Source organism: Sunxiuqinia sp. sy24, assembly GCF_052677165.1.
Map to the genome: position 1 here is coordinate 119,417 of NZ_JBQYLH010000009.1, position 21,387 is coordinate 140,803.

A 21,387-nucleotide genomic window follows, 5' to 3' on the forward strand; every position below is an offset into this window, starting at 1 on the left:
AAGTGACTTAAAGTGGTATTTAGATGAAGAAATTACTATTTTTACGATAGGAAAATAGACATTTTACGCATGGATTTCTCAGCAGAAAAAAAAGCAACATTTGACGAAAAAGGACGTGTTGTGCTGCCTGTCGACTACAAGAATGAGATGGGGGGGCGGATTCCTAATGGTCAGTTAGCTGTTGAGATTGACCCGTTTGAGAAGTGTTTAAATGTTTATACGATTGAGGCTTGGGAGAAAAGGCTGGCCTCATTTAAAGCAAAATTGAATAGAAATAATCGCCGGCAAAGTCGTTTGCTGGATATGATTTACCGCAATTTTAAAATCATAAGCGTACCTGAAAGCTGCCGGATGAACTTCCCCAATAATTTTCTGGAGGAAGTGAATATCACCAAAGATGTCGTCTTTGTTGGGGTTGGCGACCGGATTCGTTTGTGGGATGCCTTGGAATACGACGCTTACCTGGATACAGGTGGCGACTACGGAGAGTTATTTTCAGAGTTTTTTGGATCAGAGGAGGAATAATAGTGGAGCAGCCGTATCATATACCGGTTTTATTGAATGAAAGCATCGAAGGGCTAAACATTCAAAAGGAAGGTGACTATGTTGATGTTACCTTTGGAGGGGGAGGTCATTCCCGCGAAATCTTGAAATTTATTGAGTCTGGGCACTTGTTTGGTTTCGATCAGGACGAGGATGCAGCCAATAATGCGTTTGATGACCCCCGTTTTATTTTTGTACGACACAATTTTAAATACATCCGCAATTTCTTGCGTTATCATGGTGTTGAAAAAGTCGATGGCATTTTGGCTGATTTGGGAGTTTCATCGCATGATTTTGATGTCGCTGAGCGTGGGTTTTCTTTTCGCTTTTCGGGGGCGCTCGATATGCGAATGAACCGAGACGCCAAGATGACTGCAGCTGATGTGGTGAATGATTACAGCGAGCAGCGGTTGGTGAGAATCTTCAGAGAATATGGTGAAGTGGACAATGCATACCGCCTGACGAAGCAGATTGTAGCTGCCCGTCAGCAGCAGCATATTGATACGATCGATGAGTTTAAAGCGGTTATTGCCGATTGTGTATCGAAAAAGAATGAGGCCAAATATTTAGCGAAGGTTTTTCAGGCGCTTCGGATTGAAACCAATAGGGAGCTGGATGTGTTGAAGGATTTTCTGGAGCAAAGCGCCGAATTGCTGAAGCCGGGTGGTCGTCTGGTGGTCATAACCTATCATTCATTGGAAGACCGACTGGTTAAGAACTTTATTAAAGCCGGAAATTTTGAGGGTAAACAGGATAAGGATTTCTATGGAAATGTGAGCTCTGTATTGAAGGCCATCAACCGAAAAGTGATTATTCCGGATGAGGAGGAAATAGCGAGAAATCCGAGAGCTAGAAGTGCAAAACTTCGAATTGCTGAAAAAGTATGAGTGTTGAAGAACTGAAATCAGGAAAAAGTAAAACCCGGAGGATTGGGTTAAAATCGTTTTTGGGAGGTAGTCTGTTGGCTAGCGAAAAGACGATGCAGCAAATGCCTTTTTTCTTTTTTCTTGCTTTTCTTGGTATTCTGCTAATCTCGAACCGGTATTGGTCAGAAAAAACCATTCGAAAGATGGAGGCGGTGCAGGATTCGATAAAAGAGCTGCGTGCCGAATCAGTAACCTACGAAACCGAGTTGATGAAGATGAATCGGCCATCGGAAATTGTAGGAAAAATAAAAGCCAGTGGACTGGACTTGTTGGAGCCCACAGAGCCAGCCCGTAAACTGAATGTTGAAAAATTGGATAGGGAATAAATGGAGATTAGAAAAGACATAACAGCCCGTTTTGGGATTATCTATTTTCTAGCCGTGCTGATTGGGATCATCATCGTGGCTAAAATCTTCATGATCCAGAATATGGATACCAATAAGTGGAAAGGTATTGCCAAAAATTTGAAAAACAATACAGCGGAAATTCCTGCGAAACGAGGAAATATTTGTGCTGATGATGGTAGTATTTTGGCTACTTCAGTACCGCAATATGAATTGCGACTGGATTTGGCAGCTCCCATGGTTAAGCGCGTATATCAGGAAAAGGCCGATGCTTTTGCGCTGGAAGTGGCCGAGTTTTTTGGAATCTCAAAATATCGGTTTAAGCAGAAATTGGACCGATCATTTAAAAAAGGGAATCGCTGGTTTTTGATTTATCCGCATGAGGTCAACTATAACCAGCTTCAGCGTTTCAAGCGCCTGCCCATGATGGAGCGCAGTAGCTTTGGGTCTGGTTTGATTGTGGTTACCGAAAACGAACGAGTCATGCCGCACACCGATCTCGCCAGTCGAACAATTGGCACCTTAAATAAAGGTGCCTTTGGTGGTATTCATGGTAATGTTGGTTATTCCGGCATTGAAGGACTGATGGAAGGGTACCTGAGTGGGGAGAACGGAAAAGCGGTTAAGCGCAACTATTCCGGTCGGTGGATCAATGTTCCGATTATTGAGCCGAGAGATGGAAGCGATGTGATTACAACGCTGAATGTCAATTTGCAGGATTTTGCCAGCAATGCTCTGCATCGTCAGATGAAAACTTCGCAGGCCGAATGGGGAACAGCCATTGTGATGGAAGTTAAAACCGGAGAAGTGAAAGCCATTGCCAACCTGGGGAGGCGCAAGGATGGTGAATATTCAGAGATTTATAATTACGCACTCGGAAATGAAGGCTGTAGTGAGCCCGGATCAACGTTTAAGTTAATGTCCTTGATGGTAGCTATGGAACACGGGTTTGTGGATACCTCGGATGTGTTTGATACGGGTAATGGAGCCTGGAATTATCACGGTCAAACGATCTATGATAGTGATTACCATCGTGGAGGGCATGGTAAATTGACTATGAAACGAATTTTTGAGCTTTCGTCTAATGTGGGGGTGGCCAAAATTATCACCAAGTACTATGAAGGACGCGAAGAAGAATACATCGACAGGATTTACAATTTTGGATTGAACAAGCCATTAGGGCTGGGATTTGCCGGCGAGGGTGTTCCATACATTAAATATCCGGGAGATAAGGTTTGGTGGGGCCCATCGCTGGCTTGGATCTCCTATGGTTATGAAATAAAGTTGACTCCTTTGCAAACGGCCACATTTTATAATGCCGTAGCCAATAATGGAAAGATGGTGAAACCAAAGTTTGTGAAGGAAGTGCGCCGGAACGGCTTGTTGGAAAAAGAGTTTAAGACGGAAGTGATCAACCCGGCTATCTGTTCAAAGGAAACCTTGAGCAAAGCTCGTGAATTGCTGAATGGCGTTTGCAGCTCGGGAACAGGTCGTTCGTTGAACAATCCGTATTTTCCCATTGCGGGAAAGACCGGGACAGCGCAGGTAGCATACAATAATCAGGGATATACCAAAGATGGTCGCAAAAATTACCAGGCTTCCTTTGCCGGTTATTTCCCGGCTGACGACCCGCAGTACACTTGCGTGGTGGTGATTGTTGGCCCCAAAGGGTTGTATTACGGAGGCTCTGTTGCCGGACCGGTATTTAAAGAAATTGTTGGCAAAGTTTACGCCAGTTTTATGGAGCCTCGGGAAAGTGAGGTCGATCATTTGGCAGCGCTTCCGCGTGTTAAGTCAGGATTTAAAGATGAAATTGCTTTGACTGCTGACGAGTTAGATTTGGAGATTGATGCGGATGATATTGATTCAGAATTAATCCGGGTAAAACCGGATCATGATAAACTGAATGCCGAGAAGTTGGCAGTGAGTGAGGGGTTAGTGCCTGATGTTCGCGGAATGGGCGGAAGTGATGCCCTTTATTTGCTGGAGAGCTCGGGGCTGAAAGTGAAAATGAAGGGGATTGGAAAGGTGCAGAAGCAATCGCTCAAAGCCGGCCATAGGATCAGAGCGGGACAAACTATTTATATTGATTTAGGCTAATGATGAAGTTAAAAAAGATATTAAACGGACAAGAATACGAATTGATAGCAGGCAGCTTGGCTGTTGAAGTGGGAAGCTTGCATTTCGATTCGAGACAGGTGAAGCCGGGCGATGTTTTCGTAGCCGTTGCCGGAACTCATGTGGATGGACATCAGTTTATTCTGAAGGCTATTGAGCAAGGAGCCGTTGCGGTCATTGCTCAGCAGTTTGAGGGTGAGGAATCAGCCGATGTTAGCTTGATTAAGATAAAGGATACAGCGCTTGCCTTGGGCCAATTGGCGGCTAATTATTACGAAAATCCGTCTTCAAAGTTAAAGGTGGTTGGGGTTACCGGAACCAATGGGAAAACGACCATAGCCACCTTATTGTATCAGCTGTTTAAAAAAATGGGATGCCAGGTTGGTTTAATCTCGACGATTAAATATTATGTGGGTGACCAAGAGTTACCCGCAACGCATACCACGCCGGATGCCTTACAAATTCAATCGTTGATGGCGAAGATGGTTGATGCCGGATGTGAGTATTGCTTTATGGAGGTTAGCTCGCATGCTATTCATCAGGAGCGAATTTCCGGAGTGACATTTGACGGCGGCATCTTTACAAATTTGACGCATGATCATCTGGACTACCATGAAACCTTTGCAGAATATCTGAAAGCGAAGAAGAAATTCTTTGATCAATTGCCACAAGAAGCTTTTGCGTTGACCAACGCCGACGAAAAGAATGGTATGGTGATGCTTCAGAATACAAAGTGTACGAAAAAAACGTATGGTTTAAAATCTTTGGCCGACTATAAATGCAAGGTGCTGGAAAAACACTTTGATGGCATGCTATTGCGAATTGATGAGCACGAAGTATGGACACATTTTGCTGGCTTGTTTAATGCCTATAATCTGATGGCAGTTTATGCTTCGGCCTTGTTGCTTGGCGAGTCGGCCGAGTCTGTCTTGCCGGTGATTAGTGATCTGAAGCCTGTAGCTGGACGCTTCGAAATCTTACGCTCACCCGATGGTAAATATGGCGTGGTTGATTATGCGCATACGCCTGATGCTCTGAAGAATGTATTGAGTGGAATCACAGAGATCCGTACCGGAAATGAGCAGGTTATTACGGTTGTTGGTGCCGGCGGCGACCGCGATAAAACCAAACGCCCGATTATGGCACGCGAAGCGGTTCAGCAAAGTGACAAGGTGATTTTGACTTCGGATAATCCGCGTAGCGAAGTGCCCGAGCAAATTATTGCGGATATGCAGACTGGCATCGAGCCTCACCAAACCAGCAAGGTGCTGGCTATTGTTAATCGTCGGGAAGCTATTCGCACAGCCTGTATGCTTGCACAGGCTGGTGATATCATTTTGGTGGCCGGCAAAGGGCATGAAGACTATCAGGAAATCAAAGGTGTGAAGCATCATTTTGATGATAAGGAAGTGATTAAAGAGGTATTCAACTTAATATAGGAGAAGCAGGATGTTTTATATACTGTACGAGTGGTTAAGAGGTCTAGATATTCCGGGATCAGGAATGGTTCCCTACATTAGTTTCCGGTCAGGAGCTGCTGTTATTACTTCGTTGCTGATTACAATGGGGTTTGGGCGTAAGCTAATTAATTACTTGCAGCGAAAGCAAATTGGAGAAGACGTGCGTGATTTGGGTCTGGAAGGACAACTTCAGAAAAAAGGTACACCCACAATGGGAGGATTGATTATTCTGGCATCCATTATTATTCCAACGCTGCTTTTTGCACGTTTAGATAACATTTACATCATGCTGATGCTGGTTACTACCGTTTGGCTGGGACTGATTGGCTTTGCGGATGATTACATCAAGGTATTTTTGAAAGATAAAAAAGGATTGGCCGGACGGTTTAAAATACTGGGGCAGGTCAGCCTTGGTGTTATTGTTGCTTCTACACTTTATTTCTCCGACGATGTAATTGTGCGGGAGAAAGTGTTGGGCGTTAGCGGTGATTATAAGAAGGAAATTGTAGTGGACATTGAAACAGGCATGCAAGAGGTTCGTTTTATTACTAATGATGTCAAGTCAACCCGGACTACCATCCCCTTCATTAAGAATCATGAGTTTGATTATGCATGGTTGGTTCCTTTTGCTGGTGAGCGTGGTGAGTTTTGGCGCTGGTTTATTTACGCGCTGGCTATCATTTTGATTATTACAGCTGTCTCTAATGCGGCGAATCTGACCGATGGCATAGACGGATTGGCGACGGGAACTTCGGCTATTAGTGGAGCTACCCTGGGGATTTTAGCTTATGTGAGTGGTAATATTATCTACTCCGATTACCTGAATATTATGTATATTCCTAACATTGGTGAATTGACCATATTTATCGCTGCATTTATTGGTGCTACGGTTGGCTTTTTATGGTATAACTCTTATCCGGCCCAAGTTTTTATGGGCGATACCGGAAGTCTGGCGTTGGGAGGAATTCTGGCTGTCTTTGCGGTTATCATCCGCAAAGAGATACTGATTCCGCTTCTTTGCGGAATCTTTCTCCTCGAGAATTTATCGGTTGTTATACAGGTTGCTTATTTCAAGTATACCAAGAAGAAGTTCGGCGAAGGAAGACGGGTTTTTCTGATGAGCCCGATTCATCATCACTATCAGAAGAAGGGAATTCCCGAACCCAAAATCGTAACCCGTTTTTGGATTGTCGGAATTATCCTGGCTGTGTTTACCATTGTCACTCTTAAAATGCGGTAATAATGGCAAAACGGATTGTGATTATAGGCGCAGGAGAAAGCGGTGTTGGATCCGCCATTTTAGCTCAAAAGCAGGACTTTGACGTTTGGGTGTCCGATGCGGGGAAGATTCAGAATAAGTATAAAGACGTTCTAATAAAGTATGCGATTCCTTTTGAAGAAGGAAAGCATTCGGAAGATCAAATTTTGAATGCAGATTTGGCGGTTAAAAGCCCGGGAGTGCCTGATACGGCTCCCTTGATTGAAGGACTGAAGGCGCGGGCTATTCCGGTGATTTCGGAAATTGAGTTTGCCGGTCGTTACAACCAGGCAAAAACGATTTGTATAACCGGAAGTAATGGAAAGACGACCACGACCATGCTGATTTATCATTTGCTGAAAACAGCTGGATTGAAGGTTGGCTTGGCCGGAAATGTAGGGCAAAGTTTTGCCTGGCAGGTGGCAGAAAAAGCGTTTGATTATTATGTGATTGAGTTGAGCAGCTTCCAGCTCGACGGCATGTATGATTTTAAAGCAGACGTGGCCATCTTATTGAATATTACGCCAGATCATCTGGATCGATACGACTATCAATTGCAGAATTATGTGGATTCAAAATTCCGGATTCTGCAAAATCAAGCGGCAGATGATTTTTTCATCTACGGTGCAGACGATCCAATCATTCAAGAGGAGCTGAAAAAACGAGATATACCAGCTATGTGTTTGCCATTTGGCTGGACAGAGACTCCGGAAAACGGAGCAGGAATAGAGGGAGACGATTTAGTTATCAACTGGAAAAAAAAATCATTCAATATGTCCATTTTTGATATTGCATTACAGGGAAGACATAACACATACAATTCCATGGCCGCAGGGCTGGCAGGTGTTGTGCTGAATATAAAGAACGAGAAAATCAGGGAGAGTTTGTCTGATTTTAAGGGAGTTGAGCATCGACTCGAACGGTTTTTGACCGTGCACGGAATTGAGTTTATCAACGACTCGAAAGCAACCAATGTAAATTCGACTTGGTATGCCTTGGAAAGTATTAATAAACAGATTATCTGGATTGCCGGAGGGGTCGATAAGGGGAATGACTATGCGGCACTGGATGAGTTGGTGAAAAACAAGGTGAAAGCTATCATTTGTCTGGGAGTGGACAATAAAAAAATTAAGGAGGCCTTTGCTGGTATAGTGACCGACATTGTAGAGACAGAAGATATGACAGAAGCTGTTCGGTCGGCTTACTATTTGGCTAAAAATGGCGAGACTGTTTTGTTATCGCCTGCCTGTGCCAGCTTCGATTTATTTGAAAATTACGAGGATCGTGGTCGACAGTTTAAAAACGCCGTGCGCGAGTTGTAAGTAGAAGCAAGCGTGTAAGGACGGTTGAATATGATTTTTTTTGATGCTGAATAACAAGACTGAAAATTGAAATGAATTTATCCTTGGGTAAAATATTAAAAGGAGACCGGATATTATGGGTGGTGCTGGTTTTTTTATCGCTCACTTCACTGTTGATTGTTTTCAGTGCTACCGGACGTCTGGCTTATCGCGAAGCTGGTGGAAATACTTTTTATTACCTGGGGCGGCAGCTCATTTTTCTTATGGCCGGTTTTGGGCTTATTGCTTTTCTGGTCAATGTCATCCCAGTCAAGTTCTATACCTACATAGCCCCGCTGCTCTTGATGATTACCATAGGAGCGCTGTTGGCCGCTATTGCTCAGTATAAGCTGAGTTCGGGTAAAGCTACCCCACGTTCACTCGACTTGGGATTTCTAAGCTTTCAGCCTGCCGAACTGGCCAAAATATCGCTGATGATGTTTGTGGCTAAGGTGCTGGCTAAACGACAAAAATCAAAGGAAGAGCTGAAGAAGGCTTTTTACTGGGTGATGGGCGTTAGCGGTTTCGTTTGCAGCATTATTTTTTATGGAGATATTTCTACTGCAGCATTGATTTTTTTGTGTATTATGATTTTGATGTTGATAGCTCGTATTCCGGCAAAATATTTATTGATGACGGTAGGAATAGGATTGCTTCTATTGACGTTAGTATATTTTACAGCTGATTATCTTCCGGCTTCGGCTGGACGTGTTCATACCTTTAAAGAGCGAATCGATGATTTTATTTTTGGCGATGATCAGGCGGAACTGGGGACAACTCAGGCTGACTATGCCAAATTAGCAATTTATCAAGGAGGCATGCTCGGGAAGGGGCCGGGCCGAAGTGAAGTAAGTAATTACATGGAGGCGGCCTACAACGATTTTATTTTTGCCATCATTATTGAAGAGTATGGGATGGTTGGTGGTGGTGCAGTCGCCTTGTTGTATTTGATTCTCTTGTATCGGGGAGTGGTCATTGTCCGGCGGTCGAACCGAACCTATCCTGCATTTTTAACGGCGGGCTTGGTGTTGCTGCTGGTTTTTCAGGCGATCATCAATATGGCTGTTTCAGTCGGTGTTGCTCCGGTTACGGGGCAGCCTATGCCCTGGGTAAGTATGGGAGGTACTTCCATGTTATTTACTGCTTTTTCTTTTGGCGCAATTTTGTCGGTCAGTTATCACAATCAGCGAAACAAAGAAGTTGTAGAACCACCGGTAATGGTTGATATGCCGGATGAAGATGAGGAACTGTAAAATGGAAAAATTAAAAGTAATAATCAGCGGAGGAGGAACTGGAGGACATATTTTCCCGGCCTTGGCCATCGCGAACGAAATTAGGGCTCAGACTCCTGAAGTTGATATTTTGTTTGTTGGAGCACAAGGTAAAATGGAAATGGAGCGCGTTCCGATTGCTGGCTATCCGATTATTGGATTGCCTGTCATTGGCTTGCCTCGTAGATTGTCGTTCAAGCTTTTTAGCTTTGTCTGGTTCTTGTTTCTGAGCATGCTAAGAGCCCGCAAAATCATTCGCGAATTTAAGCCCGATATTGTGGTTGGCGTGGGTGGATTTGCTAGTGGTCCGGTTTTAAAAGCTGCATCCCGAAAAGGTATTCCTACGGTCTTGCAGGAGCAAAATTCGTACGCCGGAAAAACCAATAAATGGTTGGCTAAGCGGGTGAAGAAGATTTGCGTGGCCTATCCTAATATGGAGCGATATTTCCCAAAATGGAGAATTGTAGTTACAGGCAACCCTTTCCGACAAGCTCTATTGAATAAGGTGGACAAGCAAGTGGCGTACAAAACGTTTGGGCTTCAGGAGGGAAAGCCGGTTATTTTGGTAATGGGGGGAAGTTTAGGTGCCCGCACCTTGAATGATAGTATCCTTTCCAATCTCGACTTGTTGGACAAGTCTGGCGTTCAGGTTATCTGGCAGTCCGGATCTTTTTATTATAAAGCTATTTTGGAGCGCTTCAACGGGCAGCTGCGCAAGAATATTCACTTATTCGAGTTTCTGTCGCAGATGGATTTAGCTTATGCCGCCGCTGACTTGGTGATTTCGCGGGCAGGAGCAAGTACAATTTCTGAAATCTGCTTGCTCGGAAAAGCTTCCGTTCTGGTTCCTTCGCCAAATGTGGCCGAAGACCACCAAACCAAAAATGCCATGACTTTGGTTGAAAATGATGCGGCAGTGATGGTGAAAGATTTTGAAGCGGTTAAAAAGTTATTTCCAGTGGCGCTGGAGCTCGTTCAGGATGAGGAGCGATTGAAAACATTGTCGGACAATAGTTTGAAGATGGCTAAGCCAAATGCGACATTCGACATTGTGAAAGTGATTTTAAACGAAGTGAAAAGGTAAATGATTGGTTTAACACATATCAAGCAGGTTTATTTTCTCGGCATTGGGGGAATTGGGATGAGTGCACTGGCACGCTATTTCAAGCATGCTGGCTATTCGGTGTCGGGCTACGACCGGACCGAAACGAAGCTGACGCTTGCCTTGCAGGCTGAAGGAATCGATGTGCATTACGATGACCGGGCCGAATGGCTTGCTGAACACTTGCAGAGAGAGACTTGCCTGGTGGTTTATACGCCGGCAGTTCCTGCCGATTTGGCTGAGCGTATTTTTATTGAAACCAACGACTTTACGATGAAAAAGCGCTCGGAAGTGCTGGGCATGATTTGTCATGAACTGCAATGCTGCGCGGTGGCGGGAACCCATGGAAAGACTTCCGTCTCCACCATGTTGGCGCATATCCTGCATAACTCGGAGTTGGGATGCACGGCTTTTATGGGCGGAATTTCGAAGAACTACCAATCCAACCTGTTGTTGGATGCCAAAAGCGATTGGGTGATTGCCGAAGCTGATGAGTTTGACCGCTCGTTTTTGCAGCTGTTTCCAAACTTGGCCGTGATCACTTCCATGGATGCCGATCATCTGGATATTTATGGAACTGAGCAGGCTATTGTCGATTCGTTTAATGCCTTTGCCGGACAAGTAAAAGATGGTGGTTCCGTGGTGGTGAAAAAGGGCCTCGTGGTCGATCAGAAACCGGGTGATGCCATTCGTTATTATACGTATTCACTAAAAGAACAGGCTGATTTTTATGCCGAAAATATAGAACTGGTTGACGAGGCTTACCAGTTTGACTTGGTTCATCCAAAAGGTAAAATTGAGGGCGTACGTCTTAATTACCCAGGATTGATGAATGTAGAAAATGCCATTGCCGCTTCATCGTTGGCCTTGTTGGCGGGGGTGACTTCTGAAGAGCTGATGACAGCTTTGGCTGCTTATCAAGGAGTAAAACGTCGGTTTGATATTCAATATCGTAGCAAGCGGTTTATCCTGATTGATGATTACGCGCACCATCCGGAGGAGTTGAAAGCAACGATCGCCTCAGTGCGGGACATGTTTTCCGATCGCAAGGTAACGGGTATTTTTCAACCGCACCTTTTTAGTCGCACCCGCGATTTTGCGGATGGCTTTGCACGTGAGCTCAATCTGTTGGATGAAATTATTTTGCTCGATATTTATCCGGCGCGCGAAAAGCCCATGGAAGGGGTGAGTTCTGCATTGATTTTCGATCAAATAGAAAATAAGAATAAGCAACTGGTTTGCAAAGCGCAGTTCCCAGCATGGGCTAAAGACTTGGGTGATGGGGTGATTCTGATGATGGGCGCCGGTGATATTGATACGCTGGTGGATCCTGTTAAAACGATTTTAATGGAAAAGGAGCATGTTTAATTCGGTCATGAAAATAGGGTTTTTGGGGTTGCTGGTGGTTGTGGTCGCCATCACGATGGCTTTCTCTTCCGGCAGGCTGGCTCAAGTCGGTTGTCAGGAACTGATCGTCCTTATAGATGAAGATTCTCCCCGTTTTATTGATGAGCAGGAGATTATGAGGCTCGTGAAGAAGGCTGACAGCGAACTGTTTGACAAGAAACTGAATGATATCAATACCGAAGAGCTTGAAAAGGCTTTGAAAAAAGAAACAGCGATTAAGAATATTGAAATTTACCGCCGGGCTGTTGGTCTGGATATGGACTTTAAAGGGAAGTTGATTGTTGAAGTGGAACAGCGGGATCCGGTTGTACGCATTAGGAATGATAAGGAAGATTTTTACCTCGACAAAGAGGGCGTTCGCATTTCGGCAAGTGGTGCCTTTACCAGCAAGGTGTTGTTGGTTAGTGGACAGTCCGACGAGAAATATGCCCGGGAAAAGTTGCTGCCGCTGGTCAGTTTTATTCATGAAGATGAATTCTGGAATGCCCAAGTGGAGCAGATACAGGTAAACTCAAACGGAGAATTGATCATGTCAACTTTGGTGGGTGATCAGTTAATAGAATTTGGAAGACCAGCTGACTTTCAAGTCAAGTTACGAAATTTGAAAGCCCTTTACGAACAGGCGTTTTCAACAATCGGATGGGATCAGTATTCGAAAATAAATTTGAAATATACGAACCAGGTCGTGTGCACTAAAAAATAGAGTATATGGGCAAGAGTGAAAAAATAATAGCGGCAGTTGATGTCGGCACAACAAAAGTAGTTGTGGTCGCAGGCAGGAAAAATGAAGCAGGCAAAATTGAAATCTTAGGTTACGGCAAAGCCCGCTCGATGGGAGTGAAGCGTGGAGTTGTCCTGAACATTGATGAAGCCTTTTCTGCTATTCACGAGGCTATTCGTCAGGCAGAAGATGCTTTTCAAGGAGACATTGAAGAGGTTTACGTCAATATTGTTGGCCAGCAACTGAAAACCCTCACCAATCATGCCGAGCGCTACATTGGCGAGCGACGTATTGTGTCGGAGGAGGACGTAGATGCCCTGTTTCAGCAGGTGAAAAAAATTGACCTGCCTGCCGGATATAAGATCTATCATACCTCTCCACAGCTCTTTACGATTGATCATGAGGTTGGCGTCCCAAATCCAGTAGGGATGGCTGGCGAAAAGATGCAAGCTGATTTTAAACTGCTGGTTGCTCCTGAAGTGTATGAAGAGAACTTGAAACTTTGTTTTGAACGTGCTGGAATTACGATTCGGAGATCGATGATTGATCCGCTGGCCTCCTCGGAAATATTGCTTTCGGACGATGAGAAAGAAGCTGGAGTGGTCATGCTCGACATTGGTGGAGGAGCCACAAAAATGGCTGTTTATCACGATGGCGTTTTGTGTTACTCGGCATTGATTCCTTTTGGCGGAAATGTGATTACACATGACATTAAGGAAGGGTGCACCATTTTGGCGCGTCAGGCTGAATCGTTGAAAGTTCAGTTTGGTGAAGCGATGGGCGATTTTGCACCTGACGATAAAGTGGTGACCATCCCCGGAATTTCGGGTTGGGAGCCCAAGGAAATTTCATTCAAAAGCCTGGCATTTATTATTCAGGCGCGTATGGAAGAGATTATTGAAGCTTTTTTCTTTCAGCTTGAAAAATCGGGCTATATGGATAAGGTGGGGGCAGGTATTGTCCTTACAGGTGGTAGCGCGCTGATGCCTAATCTTGGGCAGCTGATTAAATTCCAAACCGGATTGGATGTTCGTAAAGGTATTCCACGGTTGAAGTTAGGCGGACAATGGAAAGAACTGGAAGATCCACGAAATGCAACCGTTTTGGGCTTGCTGCTAAAGGCTTTGAACGAAACCGAACAAGAACCGACCAAAGAATTTTTCTTGAAACCCAAGAAGAAGAAGGTACGCTCCACTCAACCTGGCTTTTTCTCGCAAATGAAAAAAGAGGTGACTCGCCAAGTGACGCTGTTCTTCGATGATGAACAGGATACGGAAATGTTTTAACCATGAAAAATCCCCGAATATGACGGAGGACATCTTAAATTTTGGATTTCAGGAATCGAAGTCGTCTATCATCAAAGTGATAGGAGTGGGCGGTGGCGGATGCAACGCGGTCAACCACATGTTTGAAGAGGGTATTGAAGGTGTTGACTTTTTGATTTGTAACACGGATGCGCAGGCTTTGCGAACAAGCCCGGTAGCAATCAAAATTCAATTAGGTGTCAGTTTGACGGAGGGACGTGGTGCTGGCAATATGCCCATGCAAGGCGAGCAGGCTGCCATTGAGAATCTGGAAGATATTCGCGGTGTATTGGAAGGCACAACCAAGATGCTCTTTATTACTGCCGGACTAGGAGGTGGAACCGGAACCGGAGCTGCTCCGGTAATTGCCGGGTTGGCCCGGGAGTTGGATATTCTGACCATCGCCGTAGTTACTATTCCAGCTCCGGCCGAAGGAAAGCGACGTTTTCAGCAAGCACTGGAAGGCGTTGAGAAACTGAAGGAGCATGTGGATAGCTTGCTGGTTATCAGTAACGAAAAGTTGCATAAGATTTATGGTGATTTGCCGGCCTCACAAGCATTTAAAAAAGCTGATAATATTCTAGGAACAGCCGTTAAAGGAGTTGCCGAGATCATTACGCTTCACGGGAACATCAATATTGACTATGCCGATGTGCATACGGTAATGGCCGGAAGCGATGTCTTTATTATGGGAACTGGTGTTTCCGAAGGTGATGGCCGTGCCATGGACGCGGTAATGAAAGCGTTGGAATCTCCTTTGTTGGATAGTAATGACATTAAGGGAACCAAAGATATTTTACTGAATATTACCTCCGGGCAAGAGGAGATACGGATGGGTGAGATTGGAGACATCATTGAATTTTTGCAGGAGAAGGCCGGTCAGGATGCCAATATTATTTGGGGAAACAGTCTTGATAAGCGACTCGATAACAAGGTGAGTGTAACCTTGATTGCCACGCGGTTTGATAAAAACCCCAACAGCCTGCTACAGAAAAAGGAACCTAAAGAAGAGGTAGTCCTCGAAGAACAGGCTTGCGAGATTAACCTGGAGGATGATGATGAGTTTGTGGAATCCTCTGGAAATGAAGATCAAAAAAAACAGCCCGATGCGGATGCATTCACCCGAAATACCCATTCCCGAAATCAGAAAACAAAACGTAACAGGGAGTTGGTCTCTGAACAAACACAGGAAAATGGAAATACCGATAGCTGGTTTCAGCGCCAGTTTAACCGTTTTTTTGAGGATCAGGATGAAGAAATTGAGAACTAACGATTAAGAAGAAAAATTTATGTCAAGCGATATCATGAATTTCGATTTAAATACAACTTCAGAAGAAATCATTAAGGTGATTGGCGTTGGAGGCGGTGGTGGAAACGCTGTAAACCATATGTTTCAGCAAGGAATAAAAGATGTGGGTTTCATGCTTTGTAATACCGATGAGCAGGCCCTGAAAAATAGTCCAGTTCCGCTGAAACTGCAACTTGGCGAATCGCTGACCGAGGGGCGTGGCGCAGGAAATAAACCGGAGATAGGCCGAGAAGCGGCAATCGAAAGTATTGATGAAATTAAAAGTATGTTGCAGCCTACAACCAAGATGGTGTTCATTACGGCCGGAATGGGTGGAGGAACCGGTACGGGGGCTGCTCCTGTAATTGCTGAGGCGTGCAAGGAATTAGATATTCTGACAGTGGGGATTGTCACCTTACCCTTTCGCAATGAAGGGCGCAGACGGATTAAACAAGCGATTGATGGTATCGCTGAAATGGAGAATCACGTCGATTCCTTGCTGGTCATCAACAATGAACGAATCCGCGAGATGTACGGCGACTTCAAAATTTCAGAAGCTTTTGCCAAGGCGGACAATGTGCTAACTACCGCTGCTAAAGGAATTGCCGAAATTATTACGGTTCCGGGCTACATCAATGTGGATTTTGCTGACGTAGAAACGGTGATGCGTAGTAGTGGCGTAGCCGTCATGGGATCGGCTAAAGCAGAGGGAGAAAGCAGGGCTCTACGGGCTGTTGAAGAGGCTTTGAACTCACCCTTGCTCAATAATAACGATATCAATGGTGCCCGCAATATTTTGCTCAACATTACGTCGGGCGACGAAGAAGTTACCATGGACGAGATCGGTGAGATTACAGACTATGTTCAGGTTAAAGCCGGGCACGATGCTGACCTGATCTGGGGTAACGGTCAGGATGAATCACTTGGGAATGAAATTTCGGTGACCATTATTGCTACCGGTTTTAGTGTGAGCAGCATTCCGGAAATGATGGCTGCCCGCAAGGTGGAGAAAACTTATCATACCTTGGTCGATGAACCGCAACCGGCTGCCCCACCTCGCCCGAGACCTGAAGCACGCGTGCCATTTACCGGAGGCGAAACGAAGCGGGCGAGCATCAATCAGCAGGCTATTGAATTTGAAATCAATAAGCCGGAGGATGAATTTGATGAGCTGTATCGCACCTCGAACACGGCTGATCCACTGAAAGAATATTCGGTGAAATTGGATTATTCCTCGTCGACGGATGAAGAAGTGGATGAGTTGGAAAATATACCGGCTTATCGCCGGAAGAAAGTGAATCTTCAGGATGTGAAGAAGAAATTTGAGGAGAAGTTGTCGCGCTTCTCTTTGTCTCCCGATGAGAATGACAACACCAAGTTGCGCGATAATAACTCTTACCTGCACGACAAGGTCGATTAGCGGAAAGAAGATAACTGACACTGGTGCGTTCTGCCAAACAAAAATAAGACTAGTGTGAAAAAATATATCATTAATCACTTATATAAAAACATTAAACAGAATGGGATTATTTGATCAGATCAACGAAGATATGAAATCGGCTATGAAAGCCCGTGAGAAAGATAAACTGGAAGCCTTGCGCGGTATTAAGAAAGTTTTGCTTGAAGCAAGAGTTGCCAAAGGAGCAACTGCAGAACTGGACGATCAGGAGGTGGTGAAAGTGATTCAGAAGTTAGCCAAGCAGGGGCGCGATTCAGCTACGATTTTTCGGGAGCAGGGGCGCGATGATTTGTATCAGCAAGAGATGAAGCAGGTCGAAATTTTTGAAGTTTACCTGCCAGAGAAAATGAGTGATGAAGTGTTGGAAGCCACTATTAAAACCATTATCGAGTCGGTTGGTGCAAGCGGCATGAAAGATATGGGGAAAGTCATGGGTATGGCCTCGAAACAGCTAGCCGGTCAGGCCGATGGAAAAGATATTGCCGATAAAGTGAAAGCTTTGCTAGCCTAAGTGGTATTCAGTATTTATTTGGAAGGTACTTTACCCCGACTTCCGGATTTCAAGAAACAACGAATTGAAGGCGGTGAAAGACATTTGTATTCAGTTGTCTTTCACCGCTTTCAATGGGTTTTAGTGTCAATTCCTTTAGTTTGAAATTAAGCTGAGAGTATCTGCCTACTCTACTTTCAGTAGTTTGTTTAGCACGCTTTCCGGAGCTTTGAAAACGGTTCCATGCCGAGTACCTTCGGGAAAGCTGATCTGATCGTTTATTACCGTCCAGGTTTTCAGGTCGGGACTGCTAATTGCACCCATGTTGTGTCGCGTATACTCATCATAAAAAACAATCCACTTCCCATCAATTTGAGTTACCGTTGGTCCTTCCACCCAGTCCGGGCTAATGGGGTCGCTGGTTAGCTGATAACCTTCCGTAAGTTGATCACTTTTAGCTATGCGGATGTGTTTTTTAGCGGGAGTTTTGGTTTCATCCTTCAGAAACATATAATAGCTGCTGTCAATTTTTTTGATCACGGCATCAATGACGTTAAAGCCCTCGTCATAGAGCAATTTCGTTTCGCTGAAGGTTTTAAAATCTTTGGTGAGCGTACCGTACATACGATGATTGTATTGGTCATCTCCCTGAGTGTCTCCTTCCTTAAAACGCCCCGGGATGGTTGTTGCCCAGTAGATCATATATTGGTCGATGGCCTCATCGTAAAATAGCTCGGGAGCCCAGCAGTTTAAGGCTTCTGGCTCGTGTTGCATCACGGGGATTAATTGTTGTTCCGACCAGTGAATCAGGTCTTCTGACCATGCATAGCCAATTCCTTTGTCCTTCCAGCTCACCGTCCATACCATATGGTATTTTTGATCCGGCCCCTGGATGATGCAAGGATCACGCATGAGTTTATCATCAGCAACTTGTGGTTTTAAAAATGATTGGTTGTTTTTGAGGGCTTCCCAGTGATAGCCATCGTAGCTATAGGCTAGGTGAAGGCCGTCTTGTCCATTGTCCTGGAAGTAGGAGAAAAGGTAAACCTCCTTTTCGGGAGCTTGGCAGCTGATAAGAAAAATAGCAAGAAAGAAACTAAGCAATAAGGTTTTCATAGGTAGTTGTTTTCAACAAAAATAAAGAAACGTTCTAAAAGTATAAAATACTTCAAATACCTTTTTTGTTAAATTGAAAACTTATTTAGGCGGTCCATTTATTATCGGTGTAGGTGAAATAGGTGCTCACTAGTTCAATGGCACGTTTAATGGCTTGGTTGATGGGCAGACTCTCGTTGGCCAGCTGCCAGTCAATGGAGGCCAGTTTCATGTAATAATCCTGAAATGAAGGAGCTTTCAGCAGGGTGTCGGCTTGCATGGTCTGATAATTGGGTGTTTTTTTCAGTGTTTTACAGCTCACCATGCGTTTTTGTGCCATTTTGTCGGAGGTGGTGGAGTAGCCAAACAGCCGACAGATCAATCCGCGGTATGCATATTCGGTACAGCCCCAACCATCAGTGCTGATGGGGGAGAAGAGGCTACAAATCGTATTCTCCGGCTGGTTTTCTATTTGGTCGTAAAAACTGTCAGCCGTGTTGGTTTGGTATAAGTGGAAGGCAAGAGGGAAGAATTCCAGCGGACTGGCGTAGATATCTTTTTTCAGGCAGCAATTGAAGCATCCCGAGGGACAGCTCGTTTGGCTTGTTCTTTGAAATTGTTCTGCGTGCAAAGCGGCTTCTTCCAGTACTTTTTGCACTTGTTTTATTTTCTTGATCATTTTTTGAGAACCTGTGAAAGCTATTTTGTTTCTGGCAACAAAACTAATCATTTGAATAATAGGTTTTTTTAGAAAAATGCGTTTGTGATATTTTTTTTAAGTGGCGAGCGTGTTGTCATTTTAAAGTCGGTCAATTCAGGGGGAAGTAATTTTATCCACCTCTGCTTTGTAGCTCCGGCCAATAGGGACTTTGTATTCGCCAAGCTCGATCAGGCCCGGGAGTATGGCGGTAATCTTTCGGATGGCAATGATGTAGCCTCGATGTACTCGCAAAAACTGGCTTTTGGGCAGCTGTTCTTCCAAGTAGCTGATCCGTTCCTTGGTTGTAATTTTTCCTTTACCGGTGTGGGCAATTACATAATCGCCAAAACTTTCCAGATAGATAAGTTCGTTAAATAAGATTTTATGCAGCTTCTTGTCTGCTTTTAGAAACAGATGGTCTGCCTGTGTGTCTGAGGCGATAGCTACCGGTGCCGTTTCGTTGATCCGCTGGTAGAATCGGTTGATGGCTTTGGAAAATCGTAGCAGTGAGATGGGTTTCAGCAGGTAGTCTACTACATCCAGCTCAAACGCCTCAATGGCATAGTCGCGGTATGCTGTCGTGAAAATAACCTTGGGAGGATGATTCAAGCTTTTGAGGAATTCAACCCCGGTAATTTGTGGCATCTGGATATCCAGAAATAGCAGGTCTACCCGGATTTTCGATAACACTTCAATGGCTTCAATAGCGTGGCTGCATTCGCCTACCAGTCGCAGGTTTTTAAATTCCGTGAGGTGATTCTTGATCACCCGAATGGCGATGGGCTCATCGTCAATGATCAGACAGTTGTAGCTTAGTTCGTCCATGGGCTTTCTTTTTGTGGTGTTGATCGCACATCCAGTTTAAGCTGAAGCTTAATTTCAAAGGTATCGTCTCCTGCTTTGATTTGCAATTGGTGCGTGTCGGGATAAATCAGTTCCAAGCGTTTTTGCACGTTTTTTAAGCCAATTCCATGGGTGTAATCTTCACTTTGATTGCTCATCGGGGTGCGGCTGTTGAGGATTTGGAGCTCAAATTGTTGGTGGTCAATGTGCAGGCTAATGCGAACAAAGGGATTCTGAATCGATTTACTCACCCCGTGTTTAAAAGCATTTTCGAAAAAGGCCAGCAGCAACATGGGCGCAATTTCCAGTTGCTCCGGATTGCCTTCCATTTGTAAATCAATCGTTAACTGCCTGCCGTAACGAATTTTTTCAATCTCGATGTAATTTCTCAAATGATCCAGTTCGCTCTTCAATGCAACCTTGGGACGGTTGCATTTGTATAGCATGTAGTCCATCAAATCCGAAAGTTTGAGCACGAGTTCAGGGGCTAGGTCCGACTTTTCGAGGGTTAAGCCATACAGGTTATTGAGCGTGTTGAATAGAAAGTGCGGATGAATTTGAGCCCGCAGTACCTTCAGTTCCGATTCCCTCAGCTTGAGTTCGGTTTCCAATTGTCTTTTTTCCAGGCGGGTATTTTCTTTTTTTATCTCGAAAGCACGCTTGACTTGCTCAATGGCAATGAATGCCAGGATGATGAAATAGAGTCCGACCAGCAGAAAAACAACATCAAACGAGGTGGGATCGAGTTTGTAGAACTGGAAGTCGCTGACAATAACAAAGACGAACATGCTTATCATGAGTTCGGCCCACAGTGTAAATGCGAAGGTGTATGCCAGGAAAAGCAGAAAACGCCAATAGCTGTCTTTGTAAAGGAAACGTGGAATGAGGTAGTAATTCAGAAAATAGCTGGTAACGATTGCTAGCGGAAACAGCAAGGATGCAAAAATAATGGTGGTTTGATAATCGCGGTTGGCCCGACCAAAAAACAGAATGAAGAACAAATAGGAAACCACCCAGAACAAGAAATGCTGTCCGGCTTTTATGAAACTGACTTGTTGCAGTTGCCCTGGTGTTAGCTTCTGAATGATCTTCATTGGTGTCAAATCGAGGTTCAAATTACTGAAAAAATGAGGTAAAATGACAAAAATGTCGATGAATAACATCAAATCGCACCCAAATGCCACCAAGCATTAGCTGAAAGCCGGCGAACAGCCTTTTGGTCGTATCGTTGGTTTTTTTGGTCGTTAATCGATAAAATGAGGCAAAAAAATTGGCTTGCCGTAATTTAGTGTCATGATTTCACCTTAAATTTAATGATCATGAAACTAGTTGAATTGTTTTACATGGGAGGACCATTATTTATGTCACTCGTTACGATATGGGGGATTGGCATACTGGTCTTTACAGCACAAAAACTGATTCATTTTTTTGTGCAGGGAAAAGTAACGAAAAGTGGCCTGGGTTTAATTTTACTGTTTGGAAGTTTAGCGATGGTAACTGGTTTTTTAGGGCAGGCCATTGGACTGATTATGGCTTTCAATGCCATTGAAGCTGCGGGCGATATTTCTCCGGCGCTGGTTGCCGGTGGTTTACGAGTGAGTATGATTACTCCAGTTTATGGAACCATCCTCTTTATTTTTTCACTGATTTTTTGGGGAGCGCTGAAGGAAGTGTATACCCGGAAAAGTGAAAAGCTGGTTTGAGCTGAAAAGCGATTG

At 44.5% G+C, this 21,387-nt stretch carries 20 protein-coding genes; 16 read left to right on the forward strand and 4 right to left on the reverse strand.

Translation table 11 applies throughout. From position 1 onward, the window contains the following. The first annotated feature begins 69 nt into the window (after nucleotides 1-69). The 15 genes from ACUNWA_RS09815 to ACUNWA_RS09885 all read left to right on the forward strand — a co-directional run bounded on the left by ACUNWA_RS09815 (nucleotide 70) and on the right by ACUNWA_RS09885 (nucleotide 17,052). Nucleotides 70-525: a division/cell wall cluster transcriptional repressor MraZ gene (locus ACUNWA_RS09815; protein ID WP_445591724.1), complete on the forward strand. Its 456-nt coding sequence runs from the start codon at nucleotides 70-72 to the stop codon at nucleotides 523-525. A gap of 2 nt (nucleotides 526-527) precedes the next feature. After that, entirely contained in the window at nucleotides 528-1,430 is a 903-nt protein-coding gene (gene rsmH, locus ACUNWA_RS09820; protein WP_445591725.1) for a 16S rRNA (cytosine(1402)-N(4))-methyltransferase RsmH, read from the forward strand. Further along, complete coding sequence (locus ACUNWA_RS09825) at nucleotides 1,427-1,795, forward strand: FtsL-like putative cell division protein (RefSeq protein WP_445591726.1); 369 nt, start codon at nucleotides 1,427-1,429, stop codon at nucleotides 1,793-1,795. The genes rsmH and ACUNWA_RS09825 overlap by 4 nt, the downstream gene beginning before the upstream one ends. After that, nucleotides 1,796-3,913, forward strand: a complete 2,118-nt coding sequence (locus ACUNWA_RS09830; protein ID WP_445591727.1) for a penicillin-binding protein — start codon at nucleotides 1,796-1,798, stop codon at nucleotides 3,911-3,913. Then, nucleotides 3,913-5,370 carry a UDP-N-acetylmuramoyl-L-alanyl-D-glutamate--2,6-diaminopimelate ligase gene (locus ACUNWA_RS09835; RefSeq protein WP_445591728.1) on the forward strand — a complete coding sequence of 486 codons (1,458 nt, stop codon included), beginning with the start codon at nucleotides 3,913-3,915 and terminating at the stop codon, nucleotides 5,368-5,370. Before ACUNWA_RS09830 ends, ACUNWA_RS09835 begins: the two co-directional genes overlap by 1 nt. 10 nt (nucleotides 5,371-5,380) lie before the next feature. After that, on the forward strand, nucleotides 5,381-6,631 hold the full coding sequence (gene mraY, locus ACUNWA_RS09840) for a phospho-N-acetylmuramoyl-pentapeptide-transferase (protein ID WP_445591729.1): 1,251 nt from the start codon (nucleotides 5,381-5,383) through the stop codon (nucleotides 6,629-6,631). A 2-nt stretch (nucleotides 6,632-6,633) separates the two neighbouring features. Then, nucleotides 6,634-7,971, forward strand: a complete 1,338-nt coding sequence (gene murD / locus ACUNWA_RS09845) for a UDP-N-acetylmuramoyl-L-alanine--D-glutamate ligase (RefSeq protein WP_445591730.1) — start codon at nucleotides 6,634-6,636, stop codon at nucleotides 7,969-7,971. A gap of 71 nt (nucleotides 7,972-8,042) precedes the next feature. After that, complete coding sequence (locus tag ACUNWA_RS09850; RefSeq protein WP_445591731.1) at nucleotides 8,043-9,242, forward strand: FtsW/RodA/SpoVE family cell cycle protein; 1,200 nt, start codon at nucleotides 8,043-8,045, stop codon at nucleotides 9,240-9,242. Nucleotide 9,243: 1 nt separating this feature from the next. Continuing rightward, nucleotides 9,244-10,344: an undecaprenyldiphospho-muramoylpentapeptide beta-N-acetylglucosaminyltransferase gene (gene murG / locus ACUNWA_RS09855; RefSeq protein WP_445591732.1), complete on the forward strand. Its 1,101-nt coding sequence runs from the start codon at nucleotides 9,244-9,246 to the stop codon at nucleotides 10,342-10,344. After that, nucleotides 10,345-11,730 carry a UDP-N-acetylmuramate--L-alanine ligase gene (murC, locus tag ACUNWA_RS09860; RefSeq protein WP_445591733.1) on the forward strand — a complete coding sequence of 462 codons (1,386 nt, stop codon included), beginning with the start codon at nucleotides 10,345-10,347 and terminating at the stop codon, nucleotides 11,728-11,730. It begins immediately after the preceding gene. After that, entirely contained in the window at nucleotides 11,723-12,472 is a 750-nt protein-coding gene (locus ACUNWA_RS09865; RefSeq protein WP_445591734.1) for a cell division protein FtsQ/DivIB, read from the forward strand. The genes murC and ACUNWA_RS09865 overlap by 8 nt, the downstream gene beginning before the upstream one ends. A 5-nt stretch (nucleotides 12,473-12,477) precedes the next feature. Next, complete coding sequence (gene ftsA, locus ACUNWA_RS09870) at nucleotides 12,478-13,776, forward strand: cell division protein FtsA (protein ID WP_445591735.1); 1,299 nt, start codon at nucleotides 12,478-12,480, stop codon at nucleotides 13,774-13,776. Nucleotides 13,777-13,795: 19 nt separating this feature from the next. After that, entirely contained in the window at nucleotides 13,796-15,064 is a 1,269-nt protein-coding gene (ftsZ, locus tag ACUNWA_RS09875; RefSeq protein ID WP_445591736.1) for a cell division protein FtsZ, read from the forward strand. 19 nt (nucleotides 15,065-15,083) lie between these two features. Next, a complete protein-coding gene (ftsZ, locus tag ACUNWA_RS09880; protein ID WP_445591737.1) occupies nucleotides 15,084-16,502 on the forward strand; it encodes a cell division protein FtsZ in 1,419 nt (472 codons plus the stop codon). A 100-nt stretch (nucleotides 16,503-16,602) separates the two neighbouring features. Further along, entirely contained in the window at nucleotides 16,603-17,052 is a 450-nt protein-coding gene (locus ACUNWA_RS09885; protein WP_445591738.1) for a GatB/YqeY domain-containing protein, read from the forward strand. A 165-nt stretch (nucleotides 17,053-17,217) separates the two neighbouring features. Here ACUNWA_RS09885 and ACUNWA_RS09890 read toward each other — a convergent pair whose 3' ends face one another. The 4 genes from ACUNWA_RS09890 to ACUNWA_RS09905 all read right to left on the reverse strand — a co-directional run bounded on the left by ACUNWA_RS09890 (nucleotide 17,218) and on the right by ACUNWA_RS09905 (nucleotide 20,763). Then, a complete protein-coding gene (locus ACUNWA_RS09890; protein ID WP_445591739.1) occupies nucleotides 17,218-18,147 on the reverse strand; it encodes a glycoside hydrolase family 43 protein in 930 nt (309 codons plus the stop codon). 85 nt (nucleotides 18,148-18,232) lie between these two features. Next, entirely contained in the window at nucleotides 18,233-18,805 is a 573-nt protein-coding gene (locus ACUNWA_RS09895) for a hypothetical protein (protein ID WP_445591740.1), read from the reverse strand. A gap of 135 nt (nucleotides 18,806-18,940) precedes the next feature. Continuing rightward, a complete protein-coding gene (locus ACUNWA_RS09900) occupies nucleotides 18,941-19,651 on the reverse strand; it encodes a LytR/AlgR family response regulator transcription factor (RefSeq protein WP_445591741.1) in 711 nt (236 codons plus the stop codon). Then, complete coding sequence (locus tag ACUNWA_RS09905) at nucleotides 19,639-20,763, reverse strand: sensor histidine kinase (RefSeq protein ID WP_445591742.1); 1,125 nt, start codon at nucleotides 20,761-20,763, stop codon at nucleotides 19,639-19,641. The genes ACUNWA_RS09900 and ACUNWA_RS09905 overlap by 13 nt, the downstream gene beginning before the upstream one ends. 225 nt (nucleotides 20,764-20,988) lie before the next feature. Here ACUNWA_RS09905 and ACUNWA_RS09910 point away from each other — a divergent pair, with 225 nt between their 5' ends. After that, on the forward strand, nucleotides 20,989-21,372 hold the full coding sequence (locus tag ACUNWA_RS09910; protein WP_445591743.1) for a MotA/TolQ/ExbB proton channel family protein: 384 nt from the start codon (nucleotides 20,989-20,991) through the stop codon (nucleotides 21,370-21,372). Nucleotides 21,373-21,387: the final 15 nt, after the last annotated feature.

What these genes read in the sequence shown, in the direction of transcription:
- ACUNWA_RS09815 (WP_445591724.1), top strand. Translation starts at nt 70, where the DNA reads ATGGATTTCTCAGCAGAAAAAAAAGCAACATTTGACGAAAAAGGACGT.
- ACUNWA_RS09825 (WP_445591726.1), top strand. Translation starts at nt 1,427, where the DNA reads ATGAGTGTTGAAGAACTGAAATCAGGAAAAAGTAAAACCCGGAGGATT.
- ACUNWA_RS09830 (WP_445591727.1), top strand. Translation starts at nt 1,796, where the DNA reads ATGGAGATTAGAAAAGACATAACAGCCCGTTTTGGGATTATCTATTTT.
- ACUNWA_RS09835 (WP_445591728.1), top strand. Translation starts at nt 3,913, where the DNA reads ATGATGAAGTTAAAAAAGATATTAAACGGACAAGAATACGAATTGATA.
- mraY (WP_445591729.1), top strand. Translation starts at nt 5,381, where the DNA reads ATGTTTTATATACTGTACGAGTGGTTAAGAGGTCTAGATATTCCGGGA.
- murD (WP_445591730.1), top strand. Translation starts at nt 6,634, where the DNA reads ATGGCAAAACGGATTGTGATTATAGGCGCAGGAGAAAGCGGTGTTGGA.
- ACUNWA_RS09850 (WP_445591731.1), top strand. Translation starts at nt 8,043, where the DNA reads ATGAATTTATCCTTGGGTAAAATATTAAAAGGAGACCGGATATTATGG.
- murG (WP_445591732.1), top strand. Translation starts at nt 9,244, where the DNA reads ATGGAAAAATTAAAAGTAATAATCAGCGGAGGAGGAACTGGAGGACAT.
- murC (WP_445591733.1), top strand. Translation starts at nt 10,345, where the DNA reads ATGATTGGTTTAACACATATCAAGCAGGTTTATTTTCTCGGCATTGGG.
- ACUNWA_RS09865 (WP_445591734.1), top strand. Translation starts at nt 11,723, where the DNA reads ATGTTTAATTCGGTCATGAAAATAGGGTTTTTGGGGTTGCTGGTGGTT.
- ftsA (WP_445591735.1), top strand. Translation starts at nt 12,478, where the DNA reads ATGGGCAAGAGTGAAAAAATAATAGCGGCAGTTGATGTCGGCACAACA.
- ftsZ (WP_445591736.1), top strand. Translation starts at nt 13,796, where the DNA reads ATGACGGAGGACATCTTAAATTTTGGATTTCAGGAATCGAAGTCGTCT.
- ftsZ (WP_445591737.1), top strand. Translation starts at nt 15,084, where the DNA reads ATGTCAAGCGATATCATGAATTTCGATTTAAATACAACTTCAGAAGAA.
- ACUNWA_RS09885 (WP_445591738.1), top strand. Translation starts at nt 16,603, where the DNA reads ATGGGATTATTTGATCAGATCAACGAAGATATGAAATCGGCTATGAAA.
- ACUNWA_RS09890 (WP_445591739.1), bottom strand. Translation starts at nt 18,147, where the DNA reads ATGAAAACCTTATTGCTTAGTTTCTTTCTTGCTATTTTTCTTATCAGC.
- ACUNWA_RS09895 (WP_445591740.1), bottom strand. Translation starts at nt 18,805, where the DNA reads ATGATCAAGAAAATAAAACAAGTGCAAAAAGTACTGGAAGAAGCCGCT.
- ACUNWA_RS09900 (WP_445591741.1), bottom strand. Translation starts at nt 19,651, where the DNA reads ATGGACGAACTAAGCTACAACTGTCTGATCATTGACGATGAGCCCATC.
- ACUNWA_RS09905 (WP_445591742.1), bottom strand. Translation starts at nt 20,763, where the DNA reads ATGAAGATCATTCAGAAGCTAACACCAGGGCAACTGCAACAAGTCAGT.
- ACUNWA_RS09910 (WP_445591743.1), top strand. Translation starts at nt 20,989, where the DNA reads ATGAAACTAGTTGAATTGTTTTACATGGGAGGACCATTATTTATGTCA.